Annotated in this window: 18 protein-coding genes; 1 reads left to right on the plus strand and 17 read right to left on the minus strand. The window is 52.0% G+C overall.

The genetic code is table 11. The features are described 5' to 3' along the window. Positions 1 to 20 precede the first annotated feature (20 nt). From BM123_RS08355 to mraZ, 17 genes are all read right to left on the minus strand, one after another. Entirely contained in the window at positions 21 to 1571 is a 1551-nt protein-coding gene (locus BM123_RS08355) for a T9SS type A sorting domain-containing protein (RefSeq protein ID WP_090167218.1), read from the minus strand. A gap of 214 nt (positions 1572 to 1785) precedes the next feature. Then, complete coding sequence (locus BM123_RS08360) at positions 1786 to 3300, minus strand: T9SS type A sorting domain-containing protein (RefSeq protein WP_090167220.1); 1515 nt, start codon at positions 3298 to 3300, stop codon at positions 1786 to 1788. Between the two features lie 13 nt (positions 3301 to 3313). Then, positions 3314 to 4876 carry a T9SS type A sorting domain-containing protein gene (locus BM123_RS23905; protein WP_139211815.1) on the minus strand — a complete coding sequence of 521 codons (1563 nt, stop codon included), beginning with the start codon at positions 4874 to 4876 and terminating at the stop codon, positions 3314 to 3316. Further along, positions 4873 to 5241 carry a T9SS type A sorting domain-containing protein gene (locus BM123_RS08370; RefSeq protein WP_139211816.1) on the minus strand — a complete coding sequence of 123 codons (369 nt, stop codon included), beginning with the start codon at positions 5239 to 5241 and terminating at the stop codon, positions 4873 to 4875. The genes BM123_RS23905 and BM123_RS08370 overlap by 4 nt, the downstream gene beginning before the upstream one ends. Before the next feature lie 473 nt (positions 5242 to 5714). Continuing rightward, a complete protein-coding gene (ftsZ, locus tag BM123_RS08375; protein WP_090167226.1) occupies positions 5715 to 7199 on the minus strand; it encodes a cell division protein FtsZ in 1485 nt (494 codons plus the stop codon). Between the two features lie 257 nt (positions 7200 to 7456). Next, entirely contained in the window at positions 7457 to 8821 is a 1365-nt protein-coding gene (ftsA, locus tag BM123_RS08380) for a cell division protein FtsA (RefSeq protein WP_090167228.1), read from the minus strand. A gap of 240 nt (positions 8822 to 9061) precedes the next feature. Then, positions 9062 to 9874 carry a cell division protein FtsQ/DivIB gene (locus BM123_RS08385; protein WP_090167230.1) on the minus strand — a complete coding sequence of 271 codons (813 nt, stop codon included), beginning with the start codon at positions 9872 to 9874 and terminating at the stop codon, positions 9062 to 9064. Beyond that, positions 9867 to 11249: a UDP-N-acetylmuramate--L-alanine ligase gene (gene murC, locus BM123_RS08390; RefSeq protein ID WP_090167232.1), complete on the minus strand. Its 1383-nt coding sequence runs from the start codon at positions 11247 to 11249 to the stop codon at positions 9867 to 9869. Before murC ends, BM123_RS08385 begins: the two co-directional genes overlap by 8 nt. After that, complete coding sequence (murG, locus tag BM123_RS08395; RefSeq protein WP_090167234.1) at positions 11249 to 12397, minus strand: undecaprenyldiphospho-muramoylpentapeptide beta-N-acetylglucosaminyltransferase; 1149 nt, start codon at positions 12395 to 12397, stop codon at positions 11249 to 11251. Before murG ends, murC begins: the two co-directional genes overlap by 1 nt. Beyond that, positions 12387 to 13547, minus strand: a complete 1161-nt coding sequence (locus tag BM123_RS08400) for an FtsW/RodA/SpoVE family cell cycle protein (RefSeq protein WP_090167236.1) — start codon at positions 13545 to 13547, stop codon at positions 12387 to 12389. Before BM123_RS08400 ends, murG begins: the two co-directional genes overlap by 11 nt. Beyond that, the gene (murD, locus tag BM123_RS08405; RefSeq protein ID WP_090167238.1) at positions 13544 to 14869 is read right to left on the minus strand and encodes a UDP-N-acetylmuramoyl-L-alanine--D-glutamate ligase; all 1326 of its coding nucleotides are present in this window, start codon (positions 14867 to 14869) and stop codon (positions 13544 to 13546) included. The genes BM123_RS08400 and murD overlap by 4 nt, the downstream gene beginning before the upstream one ends. Positions 14870 to 14908: 39 nt before the next feature. Beyond that, the gene (mraY, locus tag BM123_RS08410) at positions 14909 to 16165 is read right to left on the minus strand and encodes a phospho-N-acetylmuramoyl-pentapeptide-transferase (RefSeq protein ID WP_090167240.1); all 1257 of its coding nucleotides are present in this window, start codon (positions 16163 to 16165) and stop codon (positions 14909 to 14911) included. Further along, on the minus strand, positions 16155 to 17633 hold the full coding sequence (locus BM123_RS08415) for a UDP-N-acetylmuramoyl-L-alanyl-D-glutamate--2,6-diaminopimelate ligase (protein ID WP_090167242.1): 1479 nt from the start codon (positions 17631 to 17633) through the stop codon (positions 16155 to 16157). The genes mraY and BM123_RS08415 overlap by 11 nt, the downstream gene beginning before the upstream one ends. 41 nt (positions 17634 to 17674) lie before the next feature. Then, positions 17675 to 19792 (minus strand): penicillin-binding transpeptidase domain-containing protein, encoded by a 2118-nt coding sequence (locus BM123_RS08420; RefSeq protein ID WP_090167244.1) that lies wholly within the window; start codon positions 19790 to 19792, stop codon positions 17675 to 17677. Positions 19793 to 19851: 59 nt separating this feature from the next. Continuing rightward, positions 19852 to 20160, minus strand: coding sequence for an FtsL-like putative cell division protein (locus tag BM123_RS08425; RefSeq protein ID WP_090167246.1), 309 nt, complete (start codon positions 20158 to 20160; stop codon positions 19852 to 19854). A gap of 182 nt (positions 20161 to 20342) precedes the next feature. Then, positions 20343 to 21260: a 16S rRNA (cytosine(1402)-N(4))-methyltransferase RsmH gene (gene rsmH / locus BM123_RS08430; protein WP_090167248.1), complete on the minus strand. Its 918-nt coding sequence runs from the start codon at positions 21258 to 21260 to the stop codon at positions 20343 to 20345. Next, the gene (gene mraZ / locus BM123_RS08435) at positions 21260 to 21739 is read right to left on the minus strand and encodes a division/cell wall cluster transcriptional repressor MraZ (protein ID WP_090167250.1); all 480 of its coding nucleotides are present in this window, start codon (positions 21737 to 21739) and stop codon (positions 21260 to 21262) included. Before mraZ ends, rsmH begins: the two co-directional genes overlap by 1 nt. Positions 21740 to 22258: 519 nt before the next feature. On the opposite strand from mraZ, the gene BM123_RS08440 reads away from it, so the two are divergent. Further along, the gene (locus BM123_RS08440; RefSeq protein ID WP_090167253.1) at positions 22259 to 23161 is read left to right on the plus strand and encodes a DMT family transporter; all 903 of its coding nucleotides are present in this window, start codon (positions 22259 to 22261) and stop codon (positions 23159 to 23161) included. The last annotated feature ends 25 nt before the right edge of the window (positions 23162 to 23186 follow it).

Genomic DNA, 23186 nt, shown 5'->3' on the forward strand with positions numbered 1-23186 from the left:
GGAGCGAAGGTAGGAAGAATCTATTCCTTCACCACCTTTCTTACCACCCGTGCGCCCTCATGCGTAAACACGGCGACATAAACACCGGGAGCTAAATCTGCCAGCTCCCAACTCAGATTATCCCGAAATTTCGCTTGCCGCAGGGCCCGGCCGTTGAGGTCATACAACGTAACCGCTACCTCAGATGGTAGTGGACTGGAGAGCTGGACATTGAGGGTGGCGGGGACGGGGTTGGGGTGGAGGGTGAGGCTAAAGTTTTTCTCTTCAGTGTCCGTAGAAACTGGAAAATCACCTGGTTCTACGGCTCCACAATCATTCGCAAGGCAATCATTAATGGACAACCGGAAGAACCAACTCGTAGCGGTAGCCCCGAAATATTTCAATGTACCAGCACCAATAATTTCTCCATTCCCAATATTCCGTAATCGCCTCACCTCATTACCCGTTGAAGTGCCATGTGATGTATCGTCGGGGGAATTCAGCACAAGAATCGAGTCTCCATCTAGCCATCCACTTGCCTTGAATAGAATCGATTTAGATGTCGAACTATTCAAAACTGGGACACCGTAAACAATGGGATATCCAAGCTGATCCAAGTACATCCCAAATGGATAGAAGCCCAGTTTATAAAACTCCTGCCGATCTCCGGTGCTACTAAATAATGATAATCCACCAACGAAATCTCCCGGTCTGGGACAGCTTTCAACAGCGCAGGATAAATCTGCATCATTTAGGTACCCCTCCAAAATTGCGACATTATTTTCCGCTAATGGTTCAATAGCCACAAATTTCTTCGGCAAGGTTGAACCACTCAGGTCAAACGACCATAGTTCATGCCCTTCACGGCTCATTTTCATACACCTTGTCTGAAAGAAATTAGCCTCAGGTACAGTTTCCTCTATTACAAAATAAAAATTACCCGCTGAGTCAATATTCGCAGCTAACAAGACAACGTTTGTATCAGCTCGGGAAACTTCAAATCCACCAATAGAATCTAAGTTATCATTATAGTGAGTAACAGATAAAAGTTCCTTGTCCCGCAATGTCCCTCTAATGAAAGAGAAACCTGACTCCTCAAATTTAGTTATCGCATATCGAGACAAAAGACCTATTTTTTGGAAAGGGGTGCTTTTTATAAAATCTCCATACTCATCAATAACGGATATCCAATAGCCTTCCTCTTCACCATCAAGTTTCCCCTGAGTTACTACTGCAGCCAGCACATTACTTAAAGGTAAATGTTTTACCGACGAAAAAGATGAAGAGTATTCGTGCAGTACTGTGGGACCGAAAGAAAGATCATACTCAGCAATAATACCTGTTGCCTGTCCTTGCCTTAAAGGGCGAAATTCTAGTTGATTTACCTTAAAAAGGTAGGATTCCCCAAAAAGATGTATATCACTTGCTCGGGAATCACTGTTAACATTTATTTCATAGGAGAATTCATATTGAGCTTTCGATGTGAAGCTCATCATAAAGAAAAGACTAAACAGAACGAAACAGTACTGATTAGAAGATAGCAAGAAAAAACGAATCATAGGTGTCATATCAAGGCCATTAATGTCTTCCAAGTTACTTGTTTTTTTTTCAACTATCCATCATGTTTAGATCTAGGCTGTTCCGTTTATAAAAGTTGAGCCGTAACGGATTTTTGGGGCCTTATCTGGGCTAAAGCCCAGACCTGTGCTACAAAGCTCTTGCGAGCTGGTTCGTAAAAACCGTCACGCCCGTAGCTCAATAAAGGGAGCCCTCTCCCTACGTTTAGATCCAAGGTGATTTTTCGCACTACTCCTTCACCACCTTCCGCACCACCCGCTTCCCTTCATGCGTAAACACGGCGACATAAACGCCGGGAGCTAAATCTGCCAGCTCCCAACTCAGATTATCCCGAAATTTCGCTTGCCGCAGGGCCCGGCCGTTGAGGTCGTACAGCGTAACCGCTACCTCAGATGGTAATGGGCTGGAGAGCTGGACATTGAGCGTGGCGGGGACGGGGTTGGGGTGGAGGGTGAGGCGATGCTGCGGAGAAAAATTTTCTAACCCATTGGGCTTTCCGATGTTACAGTCCGCATCCGGCCCAACGCAGTAATCAATAATGGTTCCTCCCCCGATTCCGCAACGATTGTTAGCACTAAAAATACCGCCACCTCCTCTGATCTTACCGATTCCACTCACGAAGGCCTCCTCCAAATCGATGAACTGCCATTTTCGAGTCTTACCATACAAATCAATCCATTCTACCCTTTCCACGTCCTCCCCTTCACACCACATGGGCGTATTTATGGTATCACTCATATTGCCGGAAAAATCATGAATGACCAATTCTCCAGGATACTCATTGGCCAAAGTAGGCTCTACAAACCTTCCGTAAACAGTCTGTGCCAGCGTATCGTCCCGCAATAAGGCGTATAAAGTACCTTCTCCGACTGGGTATGGTGGTGCTGCATTCCAAAAATTAGATGGATCCTCTGGCAGGTATGTCCTTCGGAAAAGCTTTTTGTAGCTAACCCCATCCACAATACTGTCTCCCTGAATACTCATGATTCGGTGCTTCCGCTCGCCATCATCGTCTCTGCCTGCATCGAATATTATCCAATTGGCACTTTCAATGGCCATTGGTTGGTAGGGGGTTGTTGCAGGATCAATTACCCGGATACTACAATCGGCGTATTCTCCCACGCAATGATCAATCACAAAAGTTCTTCCGTCATTCGTAAATGCAGATACTCCGCCAGAAAATGGGCCATAGTTTAGAGATACAACTCCTTGTGCATATTCTCTGGCTGCTGTCTGGAAGTTTCTCATCACCCCAAAAACTTCTCGTTGTCCGGTTGCTTCAATAATTTGCTGTAAACCCACATCTTCAGGCACAAATCGGGCTCCAATCAAGGTATCACCAACGGTTAGTGAAAAATCATGTAACAAGGTATCTGAAGTCCATTGTCCCCTGCTGATATAGCGCCCGAAGAGTCGCTCTTCTTGTACATTTTCCCGTAATAAACCAACCAACGTTTTTTCCTGGCTAACGTTGTAAGGCGCTACGGGTGTAAATAGGAAATAGTCATTCCAATCAAAGTAAAGCCATCTGCGATACAGCTTTTTATAGGCTAATCCGTCGACAATTGTATCTCCTTCCAAGTGATGCGTAAAACCATAGTTCTCTATACCGTTTGCCCGGGTATCTAATTGCACCCAATTAGCACCTTCTACAACGGTTGGCTGGTATTGCGCATGCAGCAAAGAACTCTCCCCAACACCCAAAAAGATAAAAACCACTAAAAACCGTAACCGAAGCATCATCTCATATAGGGTTTCAAGAAGCCTTCACAAACCGAACACTCCCCAGTATTCGTCCATCGACTTCCAGTTTCAAAAAATACAGGCCGTTGGGCAAATCAGCGATTGGTATTTGCTGCGCTTGCCCGGTGAAGGTTCCTTGGGCGTAAATCCGACCGCTGCTGCTGATGATTTGATAGTCACCACCATTGGTTAGCCAGGGGTTTTTCCCTGTTTTCAAGTTAATAAAATCCTTGGCGGGGTTGGGGAATAGTTCCACCAAGTTACTGCTGGCCGACAAAATTTCTTCGATTGCTACGGGGTCTTCCAGGTAAATGGTGTCGGAGCTACAGCCCGGCTCCAGACAGCCGTCGGCGTCTAGTTTGACGACCCAGGCTTTGAGGGGGCTGCTTCCATCTTCGGGGAATTGTGATTCTGCAACATAACCAGCCCCTACAATGTAACCTTCACAGTCTTCAACAACCTCATTAAATCCCGTTCGTGCATTCGGTGAATCCCGGTGATCCTGGACGTATCGCTCCCAAATCAATTCAGCCTCCGGAGAAACGCGAACCATCCAGCCGCACCAGCCGATGTCCGTCCAGGCGACCCCGCTTCCAATTAAGTCTCCGTTGGCAGTAGCCCGTAAATTAGTCAACGTCCTCCAGTTCCCGTGGATTTCCAAGCTGTCCCGCTTATTTCCAAGGGTGTCGAGAAAATAAATGATTGGAGGGGATTCTTGGATGTCCAGATTATTGGTGTCTCTGGTCCAGGAGTAGGCGATGGTGGTGTCGTTCAGGACGGTGACTTGGGGTATTACCCTTTGGTTGTCTGCCGTAACGCCATATTCTCTTATCCAACCAATCTCCCCATCAGCCTTCACCTTCAACAATCCCCCTTCTATTTGCCAACAATCTTCACGGTTCTTACAGCCTCGAAAGGCGGCAAATATCTCTTTGTTTTTATTTACGGCTGAGGAGTTGGAAAACACCCAGTAATGATCTTCTAAATATGTTGTATAATTTAACTCATCATTTAACCCACGAAGCCAGCTAACTGCCAAAGGAGAATATCCTTCTCTACCAATTAAAAGACTCCCCGTAAAGATTAAATCATCCTCCCCAAATGAGTAAATACTTCCTGCGAATCTTGGAATACTATCTGTATACCGGATTAACCTACTATTCCTGGTTGATAAATCCGTAACAACTATTCCGTAATTAGAAAAAACCGATTCATTTCTATAATTCGCGATAGCTACCACACTATCTCCTTTCAGAAACAATGCATCTTCAAAAGAAATTCCAATTCTTCCTTCAGGAAAATCCCATCTAGTAGACCAAACCTCTTCACCGTTGGGGTCTACATGAAGCAGCCCGCCCTGAACCTGAGTAAAAGGCTCACTCACTACACTTGAATTGTAAAAAACATATCCGCCATTCACTTCAAGAATACTTCTTAGTTCATCTCCATCATTGGGGTTAATCGTATACTTATTTATGAATGTGGGTTGAGAAAATCCTGATACATTCAAAAGAAGCACTAGCAAGAATGACAGCCTAATCCTGATAGACCACTTATCCTTTAAAAGCCAAATCACTTCAAAATAAGTTTTCGGGTAAATGATGTTGACAAACCAACAACTTCTACAATGTAAAGGCCTGGTTTTTCATTCAATTGGATCAATTTTCGCTCGCCTGCTTCCAAAAGATATTGCGAGCATACCCTGCCTTCTATTGAACGAATGGTGATATTACAGGAGTTTTCTACCTCCTTATTGGCTACAGAAAATGATCCGTTTGTTGGATTTGGGAATAGCTCAATGTCATTAGCATTGGTATAAGGGCAACTCATCGGTGTTTCATTCAGTACAACAATTAACAAGATTGTGATAAATGTATGGCAAAGAATTCCTATTTCTAAATTTATCCCTTTAAAATACAAAAGATCTTCAAGGACTTTCACTCGATATCAGACACGCGATGGGCTCCCTCCTCAGCTACGCTGACTCGGTCAACCACCGCTACTAACAAACGCCCTTCCAGGGCTAACGGGTCGCCTAGTCCCGGACGTCTAACGTAGCGATGGCCGACCAAAACGGCGAAGCCGGTAAGGGAGCCCATCGCGCAAGCCCAACAAACAAAAGCGCACACCAGGATTGACCCCCTGGCATGCGCGTCCAAAGCTAAAAAGGTGTGATTGCTGAGGCTGGCGCCTAATCGGACGCCAGACTCAACAGTATTATGACTTTTTTATAAAATGACGTTCTGTGGTGAAGGTGACGAATGTCACTTCGTAGTTGAATAGTAGGATAGTAATAGTAGTAGTGATAGTTTGATAGTAGTGGTAGTATAGTAGTAGGCTACCGCACGTGGCAGTACTATCATACTACCATAATACCACTACTATCAAACTACTATACTACCACTACTATCAAACTAATCTACATTATCATGCAAATACCGGTTATCCCGGCGCAGCGGCATCTCCTCGTTGTCGCTGATGCTCCAGCGGCTCATCTCGGGCTGGTCGCTGGGGGCAACATTGTCGAGAGAAATGTTACGGCGGAGGTAAGCGGGCTGGTTTTCCAGTTCGTTAACGACCTTGGGGTTGCTTAGCTTGGGTAGCTCGGTGCGGTTACGCAGCGCCTCACGGCGCTCCCGGTCGCGGGCTTCCATTTCCTGACGCTGGGCTTCCCGGCGGGCTTCCTCTTCGTTCTGGATGTAGCTGTTGGTGAAGCTCGGTGTGTCCCGCTGGCGGCTGCGCAGGCGGGCCTTGGCTTCCTCGATGTCTTCAAACTCGAAGGTGGGCGTATTGCCATCGTTTTTAGTGTAACCTACCGGGTCGCTCTCGCCGGTAATGTCTTCCAGAGAGACGCGTTTCTGCGGCTCCTGCTCCGTGCCGGATTTATCGCGGTCCAGGTGCACCACCTTACGGTCACTGCCGCTGGCAGTGTTGATGCTCTTCTTGTCACCAAAACCAGTAGCGATCACGGTAACGCTCAGGCCTTCGCCCAGGCTCTCGTCGTAGCAGTTACCCCAGATAAGGTCGGTGCCGTAGCCTGCTTCTTCCTGTACGAATTCGGTGATCTCGAAGATCTCGTCCATCGTCACCTCTTTAGTACCGGAGGTAATATTGAGCAGGATGTGACGGGCGCCACGGATGTCGTTGTCTTCCAACAGCGGACTGTGGAGGGCCTGGTCTACGGCCTGGCGGGCACGATCGTCGCCTTCGGCGGTGGCGGTACCCATGATGGCTACGCCGCTTTCGCGCATAACGGTGTTGACGTCTTCGAAGTCAACGTTGACGTAACCGGGCACGGTGATGATCTCAGCGATACCGCGGGCGGCCGTCGTTAAGATATTGTCGGCCTTACTGAAGGCTTCGCTCAGGTTGAGGTTACCGTGGATCTGGCGGAGCTTGTCGTTGCTGACAACAATCAGCGTGTCAACGTTTTCCTTCAGTTCCTGCAAACCTTCCATACCATTATTGGCACGGCGGCGGCCCTCAAAGGTGAAGGGCAGCGTTACGATACCTACCGTCAGGATACCCATTTCACGGGCAGTCTTAGCGATAATGGGCGCAGCTCCCGTTCCCGTTCCACCACCCATTCCGGCGGTAACGAACAGCATGCGGCAGTTGTTATTAAGGTATTTCTTTACCTCCTCGATGCTTTCTTCACAGGCAAGTTTACCAACGGTAGGCTTGGAGCCTGCTCCGCGTCCTTCCGTCAGGTTGGGGCCGAGTTGCATTTTGGTGGGCACCGGGCTCATTTCCATGGCCTGGTGGTCGGTGTTACAGATAGCAAAATCGACACCGATGATGCCCTGGCTGTACATGTGGTTTACGGCATTAGAGCCGCCGCCACCGACGCCGATCACTTTGATGATGGGCGCTTCGCCCTGGGGGAAATCAATAGTCATGATAAAAATATTTATGCCCGATCCTCAGCAAGGTTCACACCTCTGGAAACCCATTTAATTGCGGATGTTATCCGGGCTATGCGCGAAGCGAGTTCGCGGATTAGTTAATTGATAATGTTTTGTCCCTGCGGAGCGAATGCCTCATTTGGCGCGGCCGCAGGTGCAATAGTTGGTTGAAAAGCAGCGGTTTCTCATCGGATGCATCTTTTGCCTGACGAAGTCGGCAAACGTTCATCCGATGCGTAAACCGCACAGCACTAAAAGTCCGAATCCGGCTCCGCCTCAAACCATTCCTTGGTTTTCTTGAAGACGTTGTCAAACCATTTGGAGCCACCGGCCAATGCTTCTTCTTCCTTTGCCTGCTCCTGCGCACGCGCCGCCTCTTCTGCTTCTGCCTTGGCTTTTGCCTCGGCTTCGGCCTTCTTGCGGGCGATGGCTGGGATGACCTTTCCGGCGTCGATGTCCGCAAAGCCCTGCAGCAACAGTCCTACGCCCGTAGCGTAGATCGGGCTGGTGAGTCGTTCCTGGTAACCGTGGGCGAGGTGCTCGATCGGCGTACCGATGCGTGCCGTCATGCCCGTGTGCAGCTCCGTCAGCTTGTCCAGGTCTTTGAGCAAAGCCCCACCTCCGGTAAGCACAATGCCACCGATCAGTTCCTTGCCTTCAAAGCCGGCCCGACGGATCTCCCACATGACGTGGTCCAGAATTTCCTCCGCCCGCGCCTGAATGATGAGCGCGAGATTCTTCTCGCTGATCTCCTTCGGCTCACGGCCCCGCAGGCCGGGAATGACGATGAGTCGGTTCTCGAATACTTCCGTCGCCAGGGCACAACCGTAGTTGACCTTCAGCTTTTCCGCGTGCTCTTCCATAACGGTGCAGCCCGCCTTGATGTCCTTGGTGAAGACATTGCCACCGAAAGGAATCACCGCCGTGTGGCGAATGATGCCATCCTTAAAGATGGTAATGTCGGTCGTACCGCCACCAATGTCTACGAGCGCAACACCCGCCTTTTTCTCATCGGCGTACAGCACGGAGGCGGCACTGGCGATGGGTTCCAGCGTTACACTGGCCATCTCCAGTCCGGCACGGTCCACGCAGCGGTTGATGTTGTTACTGGCCGTGATCTGGCCGGTAATAATGTGGAAGTTAGCCTCCAGCCGGGAGCCGGACATGCCAATGGGGTCCACAATTCCCTGTTCGCTGTCCACGGTGTATTCCTGAGGAATCACGTGGAGAATCTTGTCGCCGGGGGGGAGTACCAGCTTGTGCATATCGCTGATCAAGCGGTCAATGTCCCGCTGGCTGATCTCCGATTGCGCATCGTCGCGCACCAGCATACCGCGGTGCTGCAGACTTTTGATGTGCTGGCCGGCAATACCGACGTGCACAATGTCGAAGGTCGTTCCGCTGGCTTTCTCCGCCAGGTCCCTTGCTTCGCTAATAGCACGGATCGTCTTCTCGATATTCGAGACAACGCCGCGCATTACACCCTCGGATTCCACCTTTCCGGTGCCGAGAATTTCCAACCTGCCGTGCGCGTCGCGCTGTCCCACGAGGGCGCACACTTTGGTGGTGCCGATATCCAGAGCGGCAATAATTTGAGTTTGAGTGGTATCAGTCATAATAACATCCTTTATTAAAAAATACTCGACATCGTAGGGTCATTACGAGCGGTCGTGGGTTTATTGTAGTCTTTTGGTCTTTTGGTTCGTTGGTCTTTTGGTCTTTTGGGCTGCCGCACTTTGGAGGCGTGGCAGATGTGATACGCTGCCGCATTTTGGAAGCGTGAAAAGTGTATCGTAACCTGAGCTACTCCCACACTATCCCGCCTATCCCTCGCGGCAGCCCAACGGACCAACGGACTATCGTTTCTTCGCCACCACCTGGTCCGAGAAGCGCAAGTCAAAGCTTTTGTACTTACGCCACCCTTCGTAGGGGAGGCCTTCGCGATAGAAAGTTTTTAATCGACGCAGGCGTTCCTGCGTTTTTGTTTCGTGGTAGCGACCGAGGTAGATTACCTGATCACCGACTTTAGGAGCAAGTACGAACTCGCCCTTTGAGTTGACATAAATCTGTTCGACCAGCGCGTTGAGGAACTCATCCTTGCGCAGGTAGTGCGCCAGATCGACGAGCTGCCGGAGCTGGTGGTCTTCGTGGTCCATGAAATCATCAGACCAGAGCACAACGTTTCCGCTGGCCACGGGCACACGGGCCGTGTAGGTTTCGCTGAGTGGCATCCGAACACCGTCTTCGTCGAGGTAGTAGTTCTGACCATTTTCAGCGATGACGCGCAGCAGCGGTACCCGCTGCGTGACGATAATGTTGAGCTGTTCATCATCGTCTACGAAGGCGTCAGCATCCGCGACGAAGGCCTGGCCTTCGAGTACTTCTTCTACCCGTTCGATGTCGATATCGCCCAGGGTAAGCTCGTTCATAGGCTTGGTAAAACTGGCCGCCAGCAGGTCAAGTAATTCATCTTCCACCACGAGCGCTTCCCCGTCGGGCAACGGCAACACCACCGGAGCAATGGTGGCTACGTGGGCCGCCTCCCGCGAACCAATCGCAGAGATAGCCAGAACGGCAACGGCGAGAGCTACCCCGATCCAGCCGTAGGTACGGATGCCGGTCAGCAGCCGAAGTCCGAAGGGAGCCTTTTTGCTTTTACGGTTAGCCATGGGTGAGAGTGTTTTGGTGTTGAGCTACAATTTTCGGAATCAGGGCATCGATGTCCCCCGCGCCCAGTAACAGTAGTACGCCGTCGGATAGTTCCGCCGTAGCGTCGAGCATCATTTCGTTGGAAAGCAGTCGGCGGTTAGGGGACGCCATTCCATCATAGATCATCTTGCTTGTCACCCCGGGAATAGGCTCCTCGCGGGCGGGGTAGATCGGGATCAGGATCGCTTCGTCGAGCAGGTCCAGAGCGCGGGCGAAGCCCGCAGCGAAGTCCTGTGTCCGGCTGAAGAGATGGGGCTGAAAGACGCCACGGATAGTTTTGTCGGGATACAGCTCCCGGGCGGCGCTAATGGCCGCTTCCAACTCGGTTGGGTGGTGAGCGTAGTCGTCAATGATGACAATCTTATCGGTCTTGAGCGCGACTTCAAACCGCCGGGCGATGCCCCGGAAGGTATCCAGTCCCTTACGGATAGCGTCTTCTCCACCGCCAGCCAGTCTCGTTACTGCGCAGGCCGCTACGGCATTCTCGATGTTGTGCCGGCCGGGCAAAGCTGTTCGGATATTAGTAACCAGATGCCCGTCAGGCTCCTTGAGGTCAAAATGGAAAGCACCGTCTTCCACGCGAATGTTCTGTGCGGAAAAATCCCCGGTCCCAATACCAAAAGTGGAGAGTAAAACGTGGTCGATCCCAGAGAAATATTTCGCTACATCATAACGCACAATCAACTGCCCGCCTTCAACCACCTGGCGTGCATAGGCCCGGAAACCGGTTTCCAGCATGTTGTCATGATCTCCGTAAATGTCGAGGTGATCGGGGTCGCAGCTAAGTATGACGGCGATGGTCGGGTGCAACTGCAGGAAGCTGCGATCATATTCGTCGGCTTCGACGACGACCCAATCGCTGTCGCCAGCAACGTAGTTTCCGTCAAAGTCACGGGGGATGCCACCGAGGAAGGCATGGGGCGAAAGCCCGGCTACCGTCATCAACTTGGTCGTAAGCGTAGTCGTAGTCGTTTTACCATGCGTGCCGGCAATGCCAACGCATTGCATGCCACGGCTGATGAGCCCGAGTACTGCGGAGCGCTTCATAACGGTGTAATCACCAGTCTGCACCTTCACCAGTTCGGCAAAGTCACGGGGAATAGCAGGCGTCCATACCACCAGCAAATCAGCAGCGGGTTCAGGAACCAGGTTTACATCAGCCTTACCGTAGTGGATGTCAATACCTTCAGCTTCCAATGCACGAGTCAGCGGCGTCTCGGTCTTATCGTACCCCGCAACCGGCAACCCGCGCCCGTTAAAGTAGCGGGCAATCGCACTCATCCCGATGCCACCAACACCGATAAAGTAGACTTGTTTAACGTCAGCTAATTGCATCAGGCGGCAGTTTTGGCGGGTGAAGAAATGAGGTTAAGTACTTCGTTGGCAATGCGGGTAACGGCGCCGGTCTGGGCCATTGCGCGAGCGTTCTTACTCAGGGTCTGGCGGCGGTTTTCCTTATCAAGCAAGTCATAGACAGTTGATACAAGTTGATCGGTTACTTCTTTATCTGCGACCAGGACAGCAGCGTCCCGCTCCGTCAGTGCCCGGGCATTCATGGTTTGGTGATCTTCCGCTACCCAGGGGCTGGGCACCAGGATGGTGGGTTTGCCGAGGAACTGGATTTCGGCGATGGTCGTGGAGCCAGCACGTCCGATGACGACGTCAGCTGCAGCGTAAGCCTGCTCCATGTCGTCGATGAAGGCGGAGATGGTGACGTTGGGTAACTGCGCGGTAGCGCAGTCTTTGAAGGCCTCGTAATAATGCTTGCCACATTGCCAGATCCATTGCACCTGCGGCCGCGCCTGAATAAGCTCAGTGTTGTCGCGCAATGCTTCGTTGAGGCTACGGGCACCTCCGCTTCCACCCATTAGAAGTATCGTAGTGGACCTCGAAGCGTCCTGGAAGGACCTTTGAGCGTCCGCGCTATGCCGAAGCACCCGCTTCAGCATCTCCTCCCTCACCGGATTACCCGTCTCCACCAGCACTTCCTTCGGGAAAAACTTCTCCATTCCCGGAAAGGCCACACAAACTTTATCCACGTACTTACCCACCCATTTATTGGCCAGACCGGCAAAGGCATTCGGCTCTTGGATCAGCGTCGGTACGCCCATCTTCGCCGCTACGTATAGGATTGGCCCACCGGCGTAACCGCCGGTGCCCACCACTACGTCCGGGCGGAAGCTTTTGATAATGCCACGGCTCTGCCACAGGCTGGCAAGCAGCTTGAAGGGGAAGGATAGGTTCGACAGTTTCTTCGTCCGGTCCAATCCGCGAATCGGTAAGCCAACAATCTTGTAGCCCGCCATTGGCACCTTTTCCATTTCCATCTTTCCTTCCGCTCCTACAAACAGGAACTCGGTATCGGGGCGAAGCCGCTTGAGCTCGTCCGCAATGGCGATGGCCGGGTAGATGTGCCCGCCGGTGCCGCCGCCACTTACGATTACTCGTAAGGGGGCCGTGTTATGTCCGACACTAGGTTGCATCAGCGGTAACGGCTTCGATGTATTTCGAGACAGACAAAATGATGCCGAAGGAAACACAGGTGAACAAAAGGGACGTACCCCCCATGGAAATCAGGGGAAGAGTAAGCCCGGTGATGGGTAGCAGGTCGAGGTTGACCGCAATATTGAAGAAGGCCTGCAGCAGCAGCGCCATACCGATTCCGAAGGCAACCATAGCGCCAAAAGCTTTGGAACTACGGGTTACCAGGCGAACTATCCGGAAGAACAGAAGCACATACAGACTGATGACCGCAATGCCGCCAACGACGCCATACTCCTCCACGATGATGGAATAGATAAAGTCAGCGTGCGCCGAAGGAACGTAGTTTCTTTGGGTTGAGTTTCCGGGGCCAACGCCGATCAGGCCACCATTGGCCATCGCGATCTGGGCTTTGGTGATCTGGTAGCGATCGTCCGTACTGGCGCGTTCCGGGTTGAAGTAAGTTTCAATCCGCTTTTCCCAGGTCGATGCCCGGGGGATCAGGTGAGGGTAACGTGCACCTATCATCACCATCAGGCTGAAGGCACAAATGCCCAGCAGCACCAGCATCACGATGTACTGGATGGCTACGCGGCCAACCACCATCATCAGCATGCAGATCAGGAAAAGCATCAGAGCGGAAGAAAGATCGTTTACGGCAATCAGCATACAGATGCCAATGATCGGGGCGATGATGGGCAGGAAAGCTTCTTTGAAGTCCTTGATCACGTCTTGCTTAGACCCAATGGACCGGGCAACGAAGATGATCAGGGCCAGTTTGGCAAAGTCAGAACTCTGGAAGGTGAGCCCGATAATGGGGATTTTCAACCATCGCTTAGCATTGTTAATGTCTACCCCCAGCCACAGCGTGACTAACAACAGGGCAAAGGCAACCACCAGTAAGCCTGGCGCCCAGCGGCTGAATTTTGTGTAGGCCAGCAAGTGGCAGATGTAGATAACCACAATCCCAAAACCAAGGATGAGGCCGTGCTTCATCAGGTAGTAGCCCACTTCACCGTCCCGTTCCACGTAGGCCAGAGATGATGCAGAGCTAAAGACGGACACCATGGAAATGATGGCCAGCAGGACCACAATGGCCCAGATTACGCGGTCACCCCGCAACTCCGTCGCTATGCGTGCTGATAGGTTCATGCGTTAAGGTTTTTGACGGCCGTACGGAATTGATCTCCCCGGTCGATGTAGTTCTTGAAAAGGTCAAAGCTGGCGCAACAGGGACTGAGCAGGATGGTATCTCCGGTTTTAGCCCGCTGGTTGGCGAAGGTCACTGCGGCCGCAGCGCTGCTGCATTCGAGCAGCGTTGGCACGTCGTTTTTGAAGGCTTCGACCAGCTTGCTGTTATCAATACCCATACAGATCAGGGTGTGCACTTTGTCCTGCACGATCTCGCGCAGCACATCGTAATCGTTGCCCTTATCGGTGCCGCCGGCGACCCAAACAGTAGGGCCGGTCATCGCTTCGAGGGCGAAGTAGCTGGCGTCTACATTGGTGGCTTTGCTGTCATTAATCCAGGTTCGGCCGTCGCTGGTGGGGATAACTTCCATGCGGTGGGCCGCAGGGCGGAAGCTGTCCAGTGCCAGCTGAATTTCTTTTTCAGTCACCCCCAGAATCATCGCAATACGAATGGCGAAGAGTGCATTGAGGCCGTTGTGGCGGCCACGCAGACTGCCCGTGCCCATGTTGAATTCGTAGCCGTCGATAAAGACGGAAGTGCCACGGACGTCCTCCGGAGAGATCGTCGTGATGTTCGTGTCCAGACTTTGGCGCCGGAGCGCAGGTGCAATGGTTTGTTGATCGGCCAGGACTAGCAGCCGGTCGCTTAGCTTTTGGTTCTTAGCGATGGACACCTTGCTGTCGGCGTACTTCTCCAGCTCATAGTTGTAGCGATCGAGGTGGTCGGGTGTAATGTTCAGCACCGTCGCAATGGAAGGGCGGAAATCAACCATACCGTCCAGCTGGAAGCTACTGAGTTCGAGCACGTAGACGTCAGCAGGTTCTTCGTCCAGCAAGAGCCTCGCGAAGCTGTCGCCAAGGTTTCCGCCAGCCAGGGCGTTGACGCCGGCGAAGTCAAGCAGGTGATGCGTCAGCATCGTCGTGGTCGTCTTACCGTTCGAGCCGGTAATACCGATGATCTCCGCACCCCGTGGCGCAAAGCGGTAGGCAAACTCAATCTCGCTAATGACCGGTTTCCCGGCATTGCGCAGTTCTACGATCATCGGTACGCTGTCTGGAATTCCGGGGCTCTTCACCACCTCATCAGCAGCAAAGATGCGCTCGCCCGTGTGTTGATTCGTTTCGAACTCGATACCAGCCTCCCGCAGTTCCTGCAGGTACTTCTCATTGCCCGGCCCTGCGTCAGATACGAAGACGGCATAGCCCTCCCGCTGTGCGAGGCGGGCCGCACTTACGCCGGATTCTCCGGCTCCGAGGATGGCTATGGTTTTCTTCGTTGACATGGTTTAAGTTTGTACCGTCGACTTCAGTCGACGGCGTTTTTAGCGCAGTTTAAGGGTGAGAATGGTAGCTACGGCCAGCAACAAGCCCACAATCCAGAAGCGGATTACGATCTTGGTTTCCGGCATACCGAGTTTTTGATAGTGATGGTGAAGGGGTGACATTCGGAAAATGCGTCGGCCTTCGCCGTATTTTTTCTTCGTGTATTTGAAGTATCCGACCTGCAGTACGACGGAAAGGTTTTCGATCACAAAAATTCCACAGAGTAGCGGCAGCAGAAGTTCTTTACGCAACAGAATCGCGAGTGCAGCGATAATTCCTCCCAGGGCCAACGATCCGGTATCTCCCATGAAGACCGTAGCGGGGAAGCCGTTGTACCAAAGGAAACCCAGGCAAGCGCCCAGCAAGCAAGCGCTGAAAATGACCAGCTCCTGCGTTCCGGGCAGATGTAGCACCCCGAGATAATTGGCGGCAATGGCGTTGGAGCTCACATAGGCGAAGACCGCCAGCACCGTTGCGACAATTGCGGATACGCCAGTGGCCAGGCCATCGAGACCATCCGTCAGGTTCGCAGCGTTGGAGATAGCCGTGACGACAAATACAATGAAAGGCACGAAAATGATCCACACCAGCGAAGCGCCGATATTGAAGATATTCTCGTACGCCATCTGGCTGTTCTTGATAAAGGGTACGTTGGTGAGGGTGGTCCGGTAATTGGCCCGTTTTACCTCTTCTCCGGTATTCAGAGATACGGTAGTTACCTCCCCTACCCGATCAGCATCGGTCAGCCCAATGGTCTCAGCTTCCGTTTCGGTCATTCTTACGGTGACCTGTTCGCTGAACAGCATGACCAGAGCGATCAGAATGCCAAGGCCTACCTGGCCGGCAATCTTGAACCGCCCCGCCAATCCGTCCTTATTCTTATGCTTGATCTTCAGGTAATCATCGGTAAAGCCAATGGCTCCCATCCAGACCGTTGCGATCAGCATGGTGACGAGGTAGGTATTTCCCAGGTTACCCATCAGCAGGCAAGGGACGATGATGGCCAGCAGGATGATAACACCACCCATGGTGGGGGTGCCCGCCTTTTGGGCCTGGCCTTCCAGGCCAAGGTCCCGCACCGATTCTCCCATCTGATGCCGTTGCAGCATCTTGATAATCTTGCCCCCGAAAATAATACTGATGATCAGGCTCAGAATAATGGCCATACCTGCCCGCACACTCAGGAAGTCAAGCAGGTTGTTTCCGGGAAAATCTCCCAGTACGGATTCCAGCCATTCGAACAGACTAACTAACATGAGCACGAGTGTTGAGGGCGTTAGTCAATTCCAGCTTGTCATCGAAGGGAAAACGTTCCCCTTTGATTTCCTGGTAGGTTTCGTGGCCTTTTCCGGCCACCAGTACGACGTCTCCGGGTCGGGCGAGCTGTACGGCGGTGCGGATGGCACTACGGCGATCGGTAATGCGCAGACTTTTTGCTTTGTGGTCAGCGGAGACGAGGCCGGCTTCCATCTCGTTGAGGATGGCTTCAGGGTCTTCGCTTCTGGGGTTATCGCTGGTCAGGATGGCCTGATCCGACAGGGAGGCAGCGAGGCGGGCCATTTCGGGGCGTTTGCTCCGGTCGCGGTCGCCGCCGGCACCGACGACACAGAGTAGTCGTCCACCGGGAGGCATTATATCCGCCAGGGTTTCCAAAACGTTCCGAAGTGCATCCGGTGTGTGGGCATAATCCACCACAGCCGTAATTGCACCCGTGGGATCAGTGACGTAGTCAAGGCGGCCGGAGGCTGCCCCAAGGCTACTCAGCGCGATGAGCACTTCGTCCTTAGCCATTCCCAACTCCGTGGCGACGCCGTAGGCTGCGAGTAAATTATAGGCATTGAAGCGTCCGATCAGGCGAGTAAACACCTGCGTTCCGTCCACCTCCAGCTGTAAGCCCTGGGGAGAGCTGGAGAGTACCTTAGCGCGGTAATCGACCATTTTCCGGAGACTGTAAGCGCGCTTGGCGGCTGCCGTATTTTGCAGCATGATGGCGCCATTTTTATCGTCGGCGTTAGTCAGTGCAAAAGCCGTTTTTTCCAGTTGATCGAAGAAAGCCTTCTTAGCATCCCGGTAGGCCGCAAAGGTCTCATGATAATCTAGATGATCGTGGCTCAGGTTGGTGAATACCCCGCCGTTGAAAGCGAGGCCTTCCGTTCTGTGTTGGGCTACGGCGTGGGAACTGACTTCCATGAAGACATAGTCACAGCCTGCCGCCCGCATTTCGGCCAGCAGTGCATTGATGGCCAATGCATCAGGGGTCGTATGGGTGGCTTCCAGGACCGTCTGACCGATGCGGACTTCAACGGTAGACAGCAAACCGGCCTTGTACCCCAACTTGGTAAAGAGGTCGTGCAAGAGCGTGGCAACGGTTGTTTTACCGTTGGTGCCCGTGATGCCAATGAGGGTAAGATCCTGGCTGGGGTTGCCGTGGAATTCGGTGGCGAGGAGTGCGAGGGCCTGAGCGGAGTTTTGGACTTGGATGTAGCACCCCCCCTCCCCTGGTCCACCCTCCGGCATCTCCTCACAAACCACCACCGTAGCGCCATTCGCAATGGCTTTATCTATATAATCATGTCCATCTACCTGCGTTCCGCGAACGGCCACAAACAGGCTATTACTTGTTGCCTGACGACTGTCAAAAACCATGCCGCTCACCACACGACCGACCGGCTCACCGGAAACGGCGAGTGGTTGAATACGATCGATTAATTGAGTGAGCTGCATGGTTCTAATCTCAGTTGCAAAAAATAAAAAATGAAGAGTCTTTAATTTAGGATTAAGGTCACATCCTTACCGCGTTGGCCGCGGCCGTCTTTGTGCCATTTCTGGTCCGTTACGCGCCCTACCCCCTGGGGGTGAACGCGGTATCCTTCGTTCTCCAGGACGTATACGGCATCACGCAAGCGCATGCCCCGAACGTTCGGGAATTTCTGGGCTGCGGGGTCCCAGGGTTTGATGTCAACCCGTTCGTCTCCGGCATCCACAACGGCTAGTTCTGTGGCGGGCAGCGAGTCCAGATCAACGTTGACATAGTCTAGTACCCGGGTGATTTCATCCAGGTAGCCTGCATCCCGATTCGGGAGTTGACCAGCATACAGCACTGGCCGGGGGCCTTCATTGAGAGCATCGTGTACCTCAATCATGCTGTTGTAGATATTGTCCGCAATTTCACGAAAAACAGGTCCGGCAACCTCTCCACCGTAGTAACCACCCCGGCTGGGGTTATAAATGACAACGATGACGCTGTACTTTGGATTCTCCGCCGGGAAGTAGCCCGCAAAGCTGGCCTGGTATTCTTTCTTCCGACGGCGCTTACCATAGTTCTGCTGGCTTGTTCCCGTTTTACCCGCAAAGCGGTATTGGTCCGACTTCAGTTTGTAAGCCGTACCGTTTTCTACTACTCCTTCCATCAGCATCCGTAGTTGCTCGATGGTCTGTTGGGAAGCAATTTCTTCATCGATCACCGTTGGCTTATAGTCAGTCACGACTTCACCGTCCCGGCGGACTTCCTCCACCAGGTAAGGCTTCATCATTCGTCCGTTGTTAGCAACGGAGTTGAAGAAAGTCAGCGTTTGCAGCGGTGTCAGCTTGCTCTCGTAACCAAAGGCCAGCCATGCCCGGGAAATACCCGACCAGGTCGTAGAGCTCGTATCGTTAATGAAGGGTTGCGCTTCACCTTCGATCTCGACCCCCGTCTTTTCGTTAAGGTGGAAAGATTGCAGTCGGGCGGAGAATTCGTTGTCCTGATACAAGCTGTCGGCCAGTTTGGCCATCGCCACATTCGAAGACTGTTCGAAGGCCTGCCGTACACTGATCACGTTCCACTTCCGACTGAGGGGATTAGAGTCCGTGATCGTTTTATCATAGAATTCTTTACTCCCGTTTTCAATGTCGATCTCACTGTCCAGCGTTACCTTATTATCTTCCAACAGGGCCATCATGGTAGCCAGCTTGAAGGTCGATCCTTGCTCGGTGGCCATCGCCAGAGCATAGTTGTACATTTCGTAGTAGCGGGCACCGTCTCTGGTTTTACCCAGATTCGCCATTGCACGGATCGCGCCGGTCTCCACGTCCATAACCACTACACTGCCCCAGTTGGGGAGGTGCTTGCGAACGGCCCGGTCGAGCGCATTTTCAGCAATATCCTGGATGTTGACGTCGATTGTAGTGTACACGTCCGCTCCGGAGGTAGGCTCCACAATGGAGAGGTTCTCCGTCGGCAGCCAGATGCCACCCGGTGATCGGAACATTTCTGCTTTACCGCTTTTTCCTGCCAGTGGCTCGTTGAAAGCACCCTCGATACCGACGAGCTTATTATCAGAGCTGTAACCGATAGTTCTCCGGGCCAGCCAGCCGAAAGGGCGCTTGCGTTCGTCGCGTTTTTCCACGATCAATCCTCCCTGCATCCGGCCGAGGTTAAAGATCGGGAACCGTTGAATCTGTTGCAGTTTGCGGTAGCTTACGCTCTCCGCAATTTTGTAGTAATGCTTAGCCCGCTGCCCTACACTATCGCGCATATCGATCAACTTCTCACGCCAGGCACCCGTCGTCATATCAGGGTTCACGTGGGTGGCCAGCAGGTACGCCAGGCTGTCCACATTATCGTAGTATTCTCTCGGCGGGGCAACAAAGGGATCGAAGTGTAAGCTGAAGTAAGGCACCGAAGTGGCCAGCAGATTTTCGTTACGGCTGTAGATGTTTCCACGCTCCGCCGTCACCGTCCGCTCCTGAAACAGTTCACTTCCCATTTCCAGGTACTCTGCCTGCCGCAGGACGGCAATATCGATCGTTCGCCAGACGAGCACCACCGCCACGGGAACGACGATCAACGCCGTGATGGCGTAGATGCGTACCAGTACTTCGTCTTTAAAATTTACGGCCACTTTGGGAGAAATAAATCAGTTTAGAAAAATGGGTGGATACTAGCGTCTGGAGGAGGCTTCTATTTGGAGCCTACCACCAGTTTTTTAGGTTTTCCGCGATGCATGCGAAGTCCGTCTTCACGAACATTTTCAACGACCTCGGAACGAAGCCCGTTATACATGTTCTCGCTTTGCAGCGACATATACAACCAGCGTTTTTCTTTGATTTCGTCTTCCAGTACCTGGATACGACGGACGTTGTATTCGGCGTAGTGTGCGTTACCGATATACAACAGGGCCAGCCCGCCCAGAAAGGCGAGAAAGCCGAGATTATTCAGAATAAAAGTGGACAGGTCAAAGGACCGTCCGGCTTTGCGTCTTGCTGCCATTTTTTTATCACACCTTGGGGATTTCTGATTCTTGATTTTGGATACTCTATTCTTGATTTGGCTCCGCACGAGGACGCACGGCAAGTAGATCAAAACGGGTTTCAAAACTCAACAGTCAATAAAATCCAGCAATCAAATAAATTCGCTTAGTGGTTCTAAAATCAAGAATCTAAAATCGAGATTCAAGAATCGAGAATCCTCTCCCCCACCCTCAGTTTGGCACTGCGGGCCCGGGAGTTGCGCTGAATTTCTTCAGCAGCAGGCAATTCGGGTTTTTTCGTCAGGACTTTATAGGGACGGTCAATTTTCCCGTAAAAGTCTTTGTTGACGACGCCCTCCGCGTTGCCGGTTTTGAGGAAGTTTTTGGTAAGGCGATCCTCCAGTGAGTGATAGGAGATCACGACGAGTCGACCTTTGTTTGGTATCAGTAAATCGGTGGCTTGCGCCAATAAATCAGTAAGTGCGCCGATCTCGTCGTTGACCTCTATCCTCAGTGCCTGGAACACCTGCGCCAGGTAGCGCGGCCGGGTTCCCCTCACCAGCGGATCGCATACATTCAGGAGATCCTGAATGGTAACGATCGGCTGCCGAGCGCGGGCCTCCACGATTGCGTGGGCCAGCGTACGGGCGTTCCGGACTTCGCCATATTCCCCAAGCACTTTCTGCAGATCGTCAGCTTCATAGTTGTTCACTATATCGGCGGCGGTGCGGTCAGCGGCTTTGCCCATGCGCATATCCAGCTCCGCGTCGAAGCGGTAGCTGAAACCTCTGTCTGCCTGGTTAAACTGGTGGCTGGAGACCCCCAGGTCAGCGAGTAGCCCATCAATCTGGGTTACTCCGTGCAGACGCAGGTAATTGCTCAAGTGGCGGAAGTTGGCGGCTACGAAGGTGAAGCGTTCATCGGGCAGGGCATTGGCTCTGGCTTCCTCATCCTGGTCAAAACCGAAGAGCCGGATATCCATATCACCAGCTGCTTCAAGGATGAGGCGGCTATGGCCACCCCCACCGAAGGTTACATCAACGTAAACTCCTCCCGGGCGGAGATTCAGATAGCGCACGCATTCGTGCGCCAGTACGGGTACGTGGTAGTCGTCAGCCATTAGCCGTTGTCCTTCTCGCTCCGCGGTGAATCACCGAATACTTCTTCCGCCAGGGCAGCCAGGTCATCCGGCTCATCCTCCAGCAGTTGTTCGTATACGGCTTCCGCCCAAATTTCAATTCTGTCGTTGCGGGCACTGAGCACGATGTTCTTCTCCGCCTTTGCCCGGGCCAGCAGTCGCTTGGGCAGCAACAGCCGGTCGGCAGAGTCAGGAAGCACTTCGGTAGCACCCGCATAGAAGGCCCGCTTGAAGGCGAGGTTCTTCTGGTTGTACTCACTAAGCGCATCGACTTCCTGCTTGATGGTGTCCCATACCGGCTTTGGGTAAAGGGTAAGGCAGCCACCAAGACCACGGTTGACGACAAACTTCAGTGTGTCACGATCACCAAGACTCTTCAGCAGACCACTAGGCAAACGGAAGCGCCCCTTGCTGTCAAGGGCCACGTCATACTCGCCAAGTAAGTCATATGGATGTGTCATAAGTAATCAGGACGGGATACAACAATCCCGTCGTGGCTGTAAAAATACAGCTTATTGACACTTATTACCACTTTTGCCCACTAATTTTCACATTTTTATTTTCAACAAGGGCGAAAAATCACCTTTTTGGTATAGAACAACATCAAATAAGTTACAAAATGCACCAAATCACTAATTTAATGAAGTAGACTTAATTAACAATACTGCTTTCTACCACCCTGAATCCTTTTCATCTCTTCTTTGAACCACTATAAGAAGTGGTAAAAAGTGGAAGATGAGGTGGGAAAAAGTGTCAGAATGGTAGCCTGCAGCTCAATCAGGGTTCAAATATAGGCTTTTTTGTTTATAAAAAATAACACTTACCACAATTAGACACATACAACGGGGTCTGCAAATGATAAATTATTAGCCCCTCGACTACACCCTCCCCTTGCTTTAAAAAAACGACTGCTGCACCTGCGGTGATCGCCCTGCAACCCTACCCCTTAGAAAGTGTTTCACTACGACTCAACCACCTGAATGAATAAACTGACTGACTACCTCACGCCGGGCATACGCTACATCATCCTGGCCGGCCTCTTCTTTGTGACGATGCAAATCATCATTAAAGAACTGACCCAGTTTCATTTGTTTCAGATTGTCTTTTTTCGTTCAGCGATCACTTCACTGGCCGCCATGACCTACCTGAGACGCAACAACATATCGATGTTGGGTAATAAACGAAGCTTGCTCATTCTCCGGGCACTGTTCGGGGTAATTGCCATGACGCTTTTTTTTGCCACCATTCAACGTATTCCACTGGGAGCTGCCGTATCGCTGAAATACCTCTCGCCTTTGTTTACCGCCGTTTTCGCGGTTATATGGCTCCAGGAAAAAGTACGCCCGATACAATGGCTCCTTTTCGCGCTGGCCTTCTCCGGCGTTTTCCTCCTCAAAGGGTTTGACTTCAGAATCGACCCGTTCAACCTGTTATTGGGTGTTACCGGTGCTGTTTTTGCCGGCCTTGTCTATGTTACAATCCGCAAAATCGGATCTTCGGAGCACTCCATGGTCATCATCAATTATTTTATGTTGACGGCCTCCGTGCTTTCCGGCATTGCAATGATTCCTTTTTGGGTGACGCCTACCCTGCCGGAGCTTGCCGCTTTATTAATCATGGGGGCATTGGGTTACTTCGCCCAGGTGTTCATGACTCGTTCACTGCAAATGGAGCCCGCCAGCCGAATAGCCCCTTTCCGGTACCTGGAAGTGGTCTATTCTCTGATACTCGGATTTCTTTTCTTCAAGGAGAGCTACACCCTGCTCAGTTTTATGGGCATTGTGTTGATTGTTGGGAGTATGGTCGTCAATGTTTTCCTGAAGAATACGGACCAGAAGAATACGGTAGCGCAGCACGCAGGTGCCGTGGAGGTTAAAAAATAAAAGGAGGCTCCACCAGCTAACTTTT

Source organism: Neolewinella agarilytica (assembly GCF_900110645.1).
Taxonomy (GTDB): domain Bacteria; phylum Bacteroidota; class Bacteroidia; order Chitinophagales; family Saprospiraceae; genus Neolewinella; species Neolewinella agarilytica.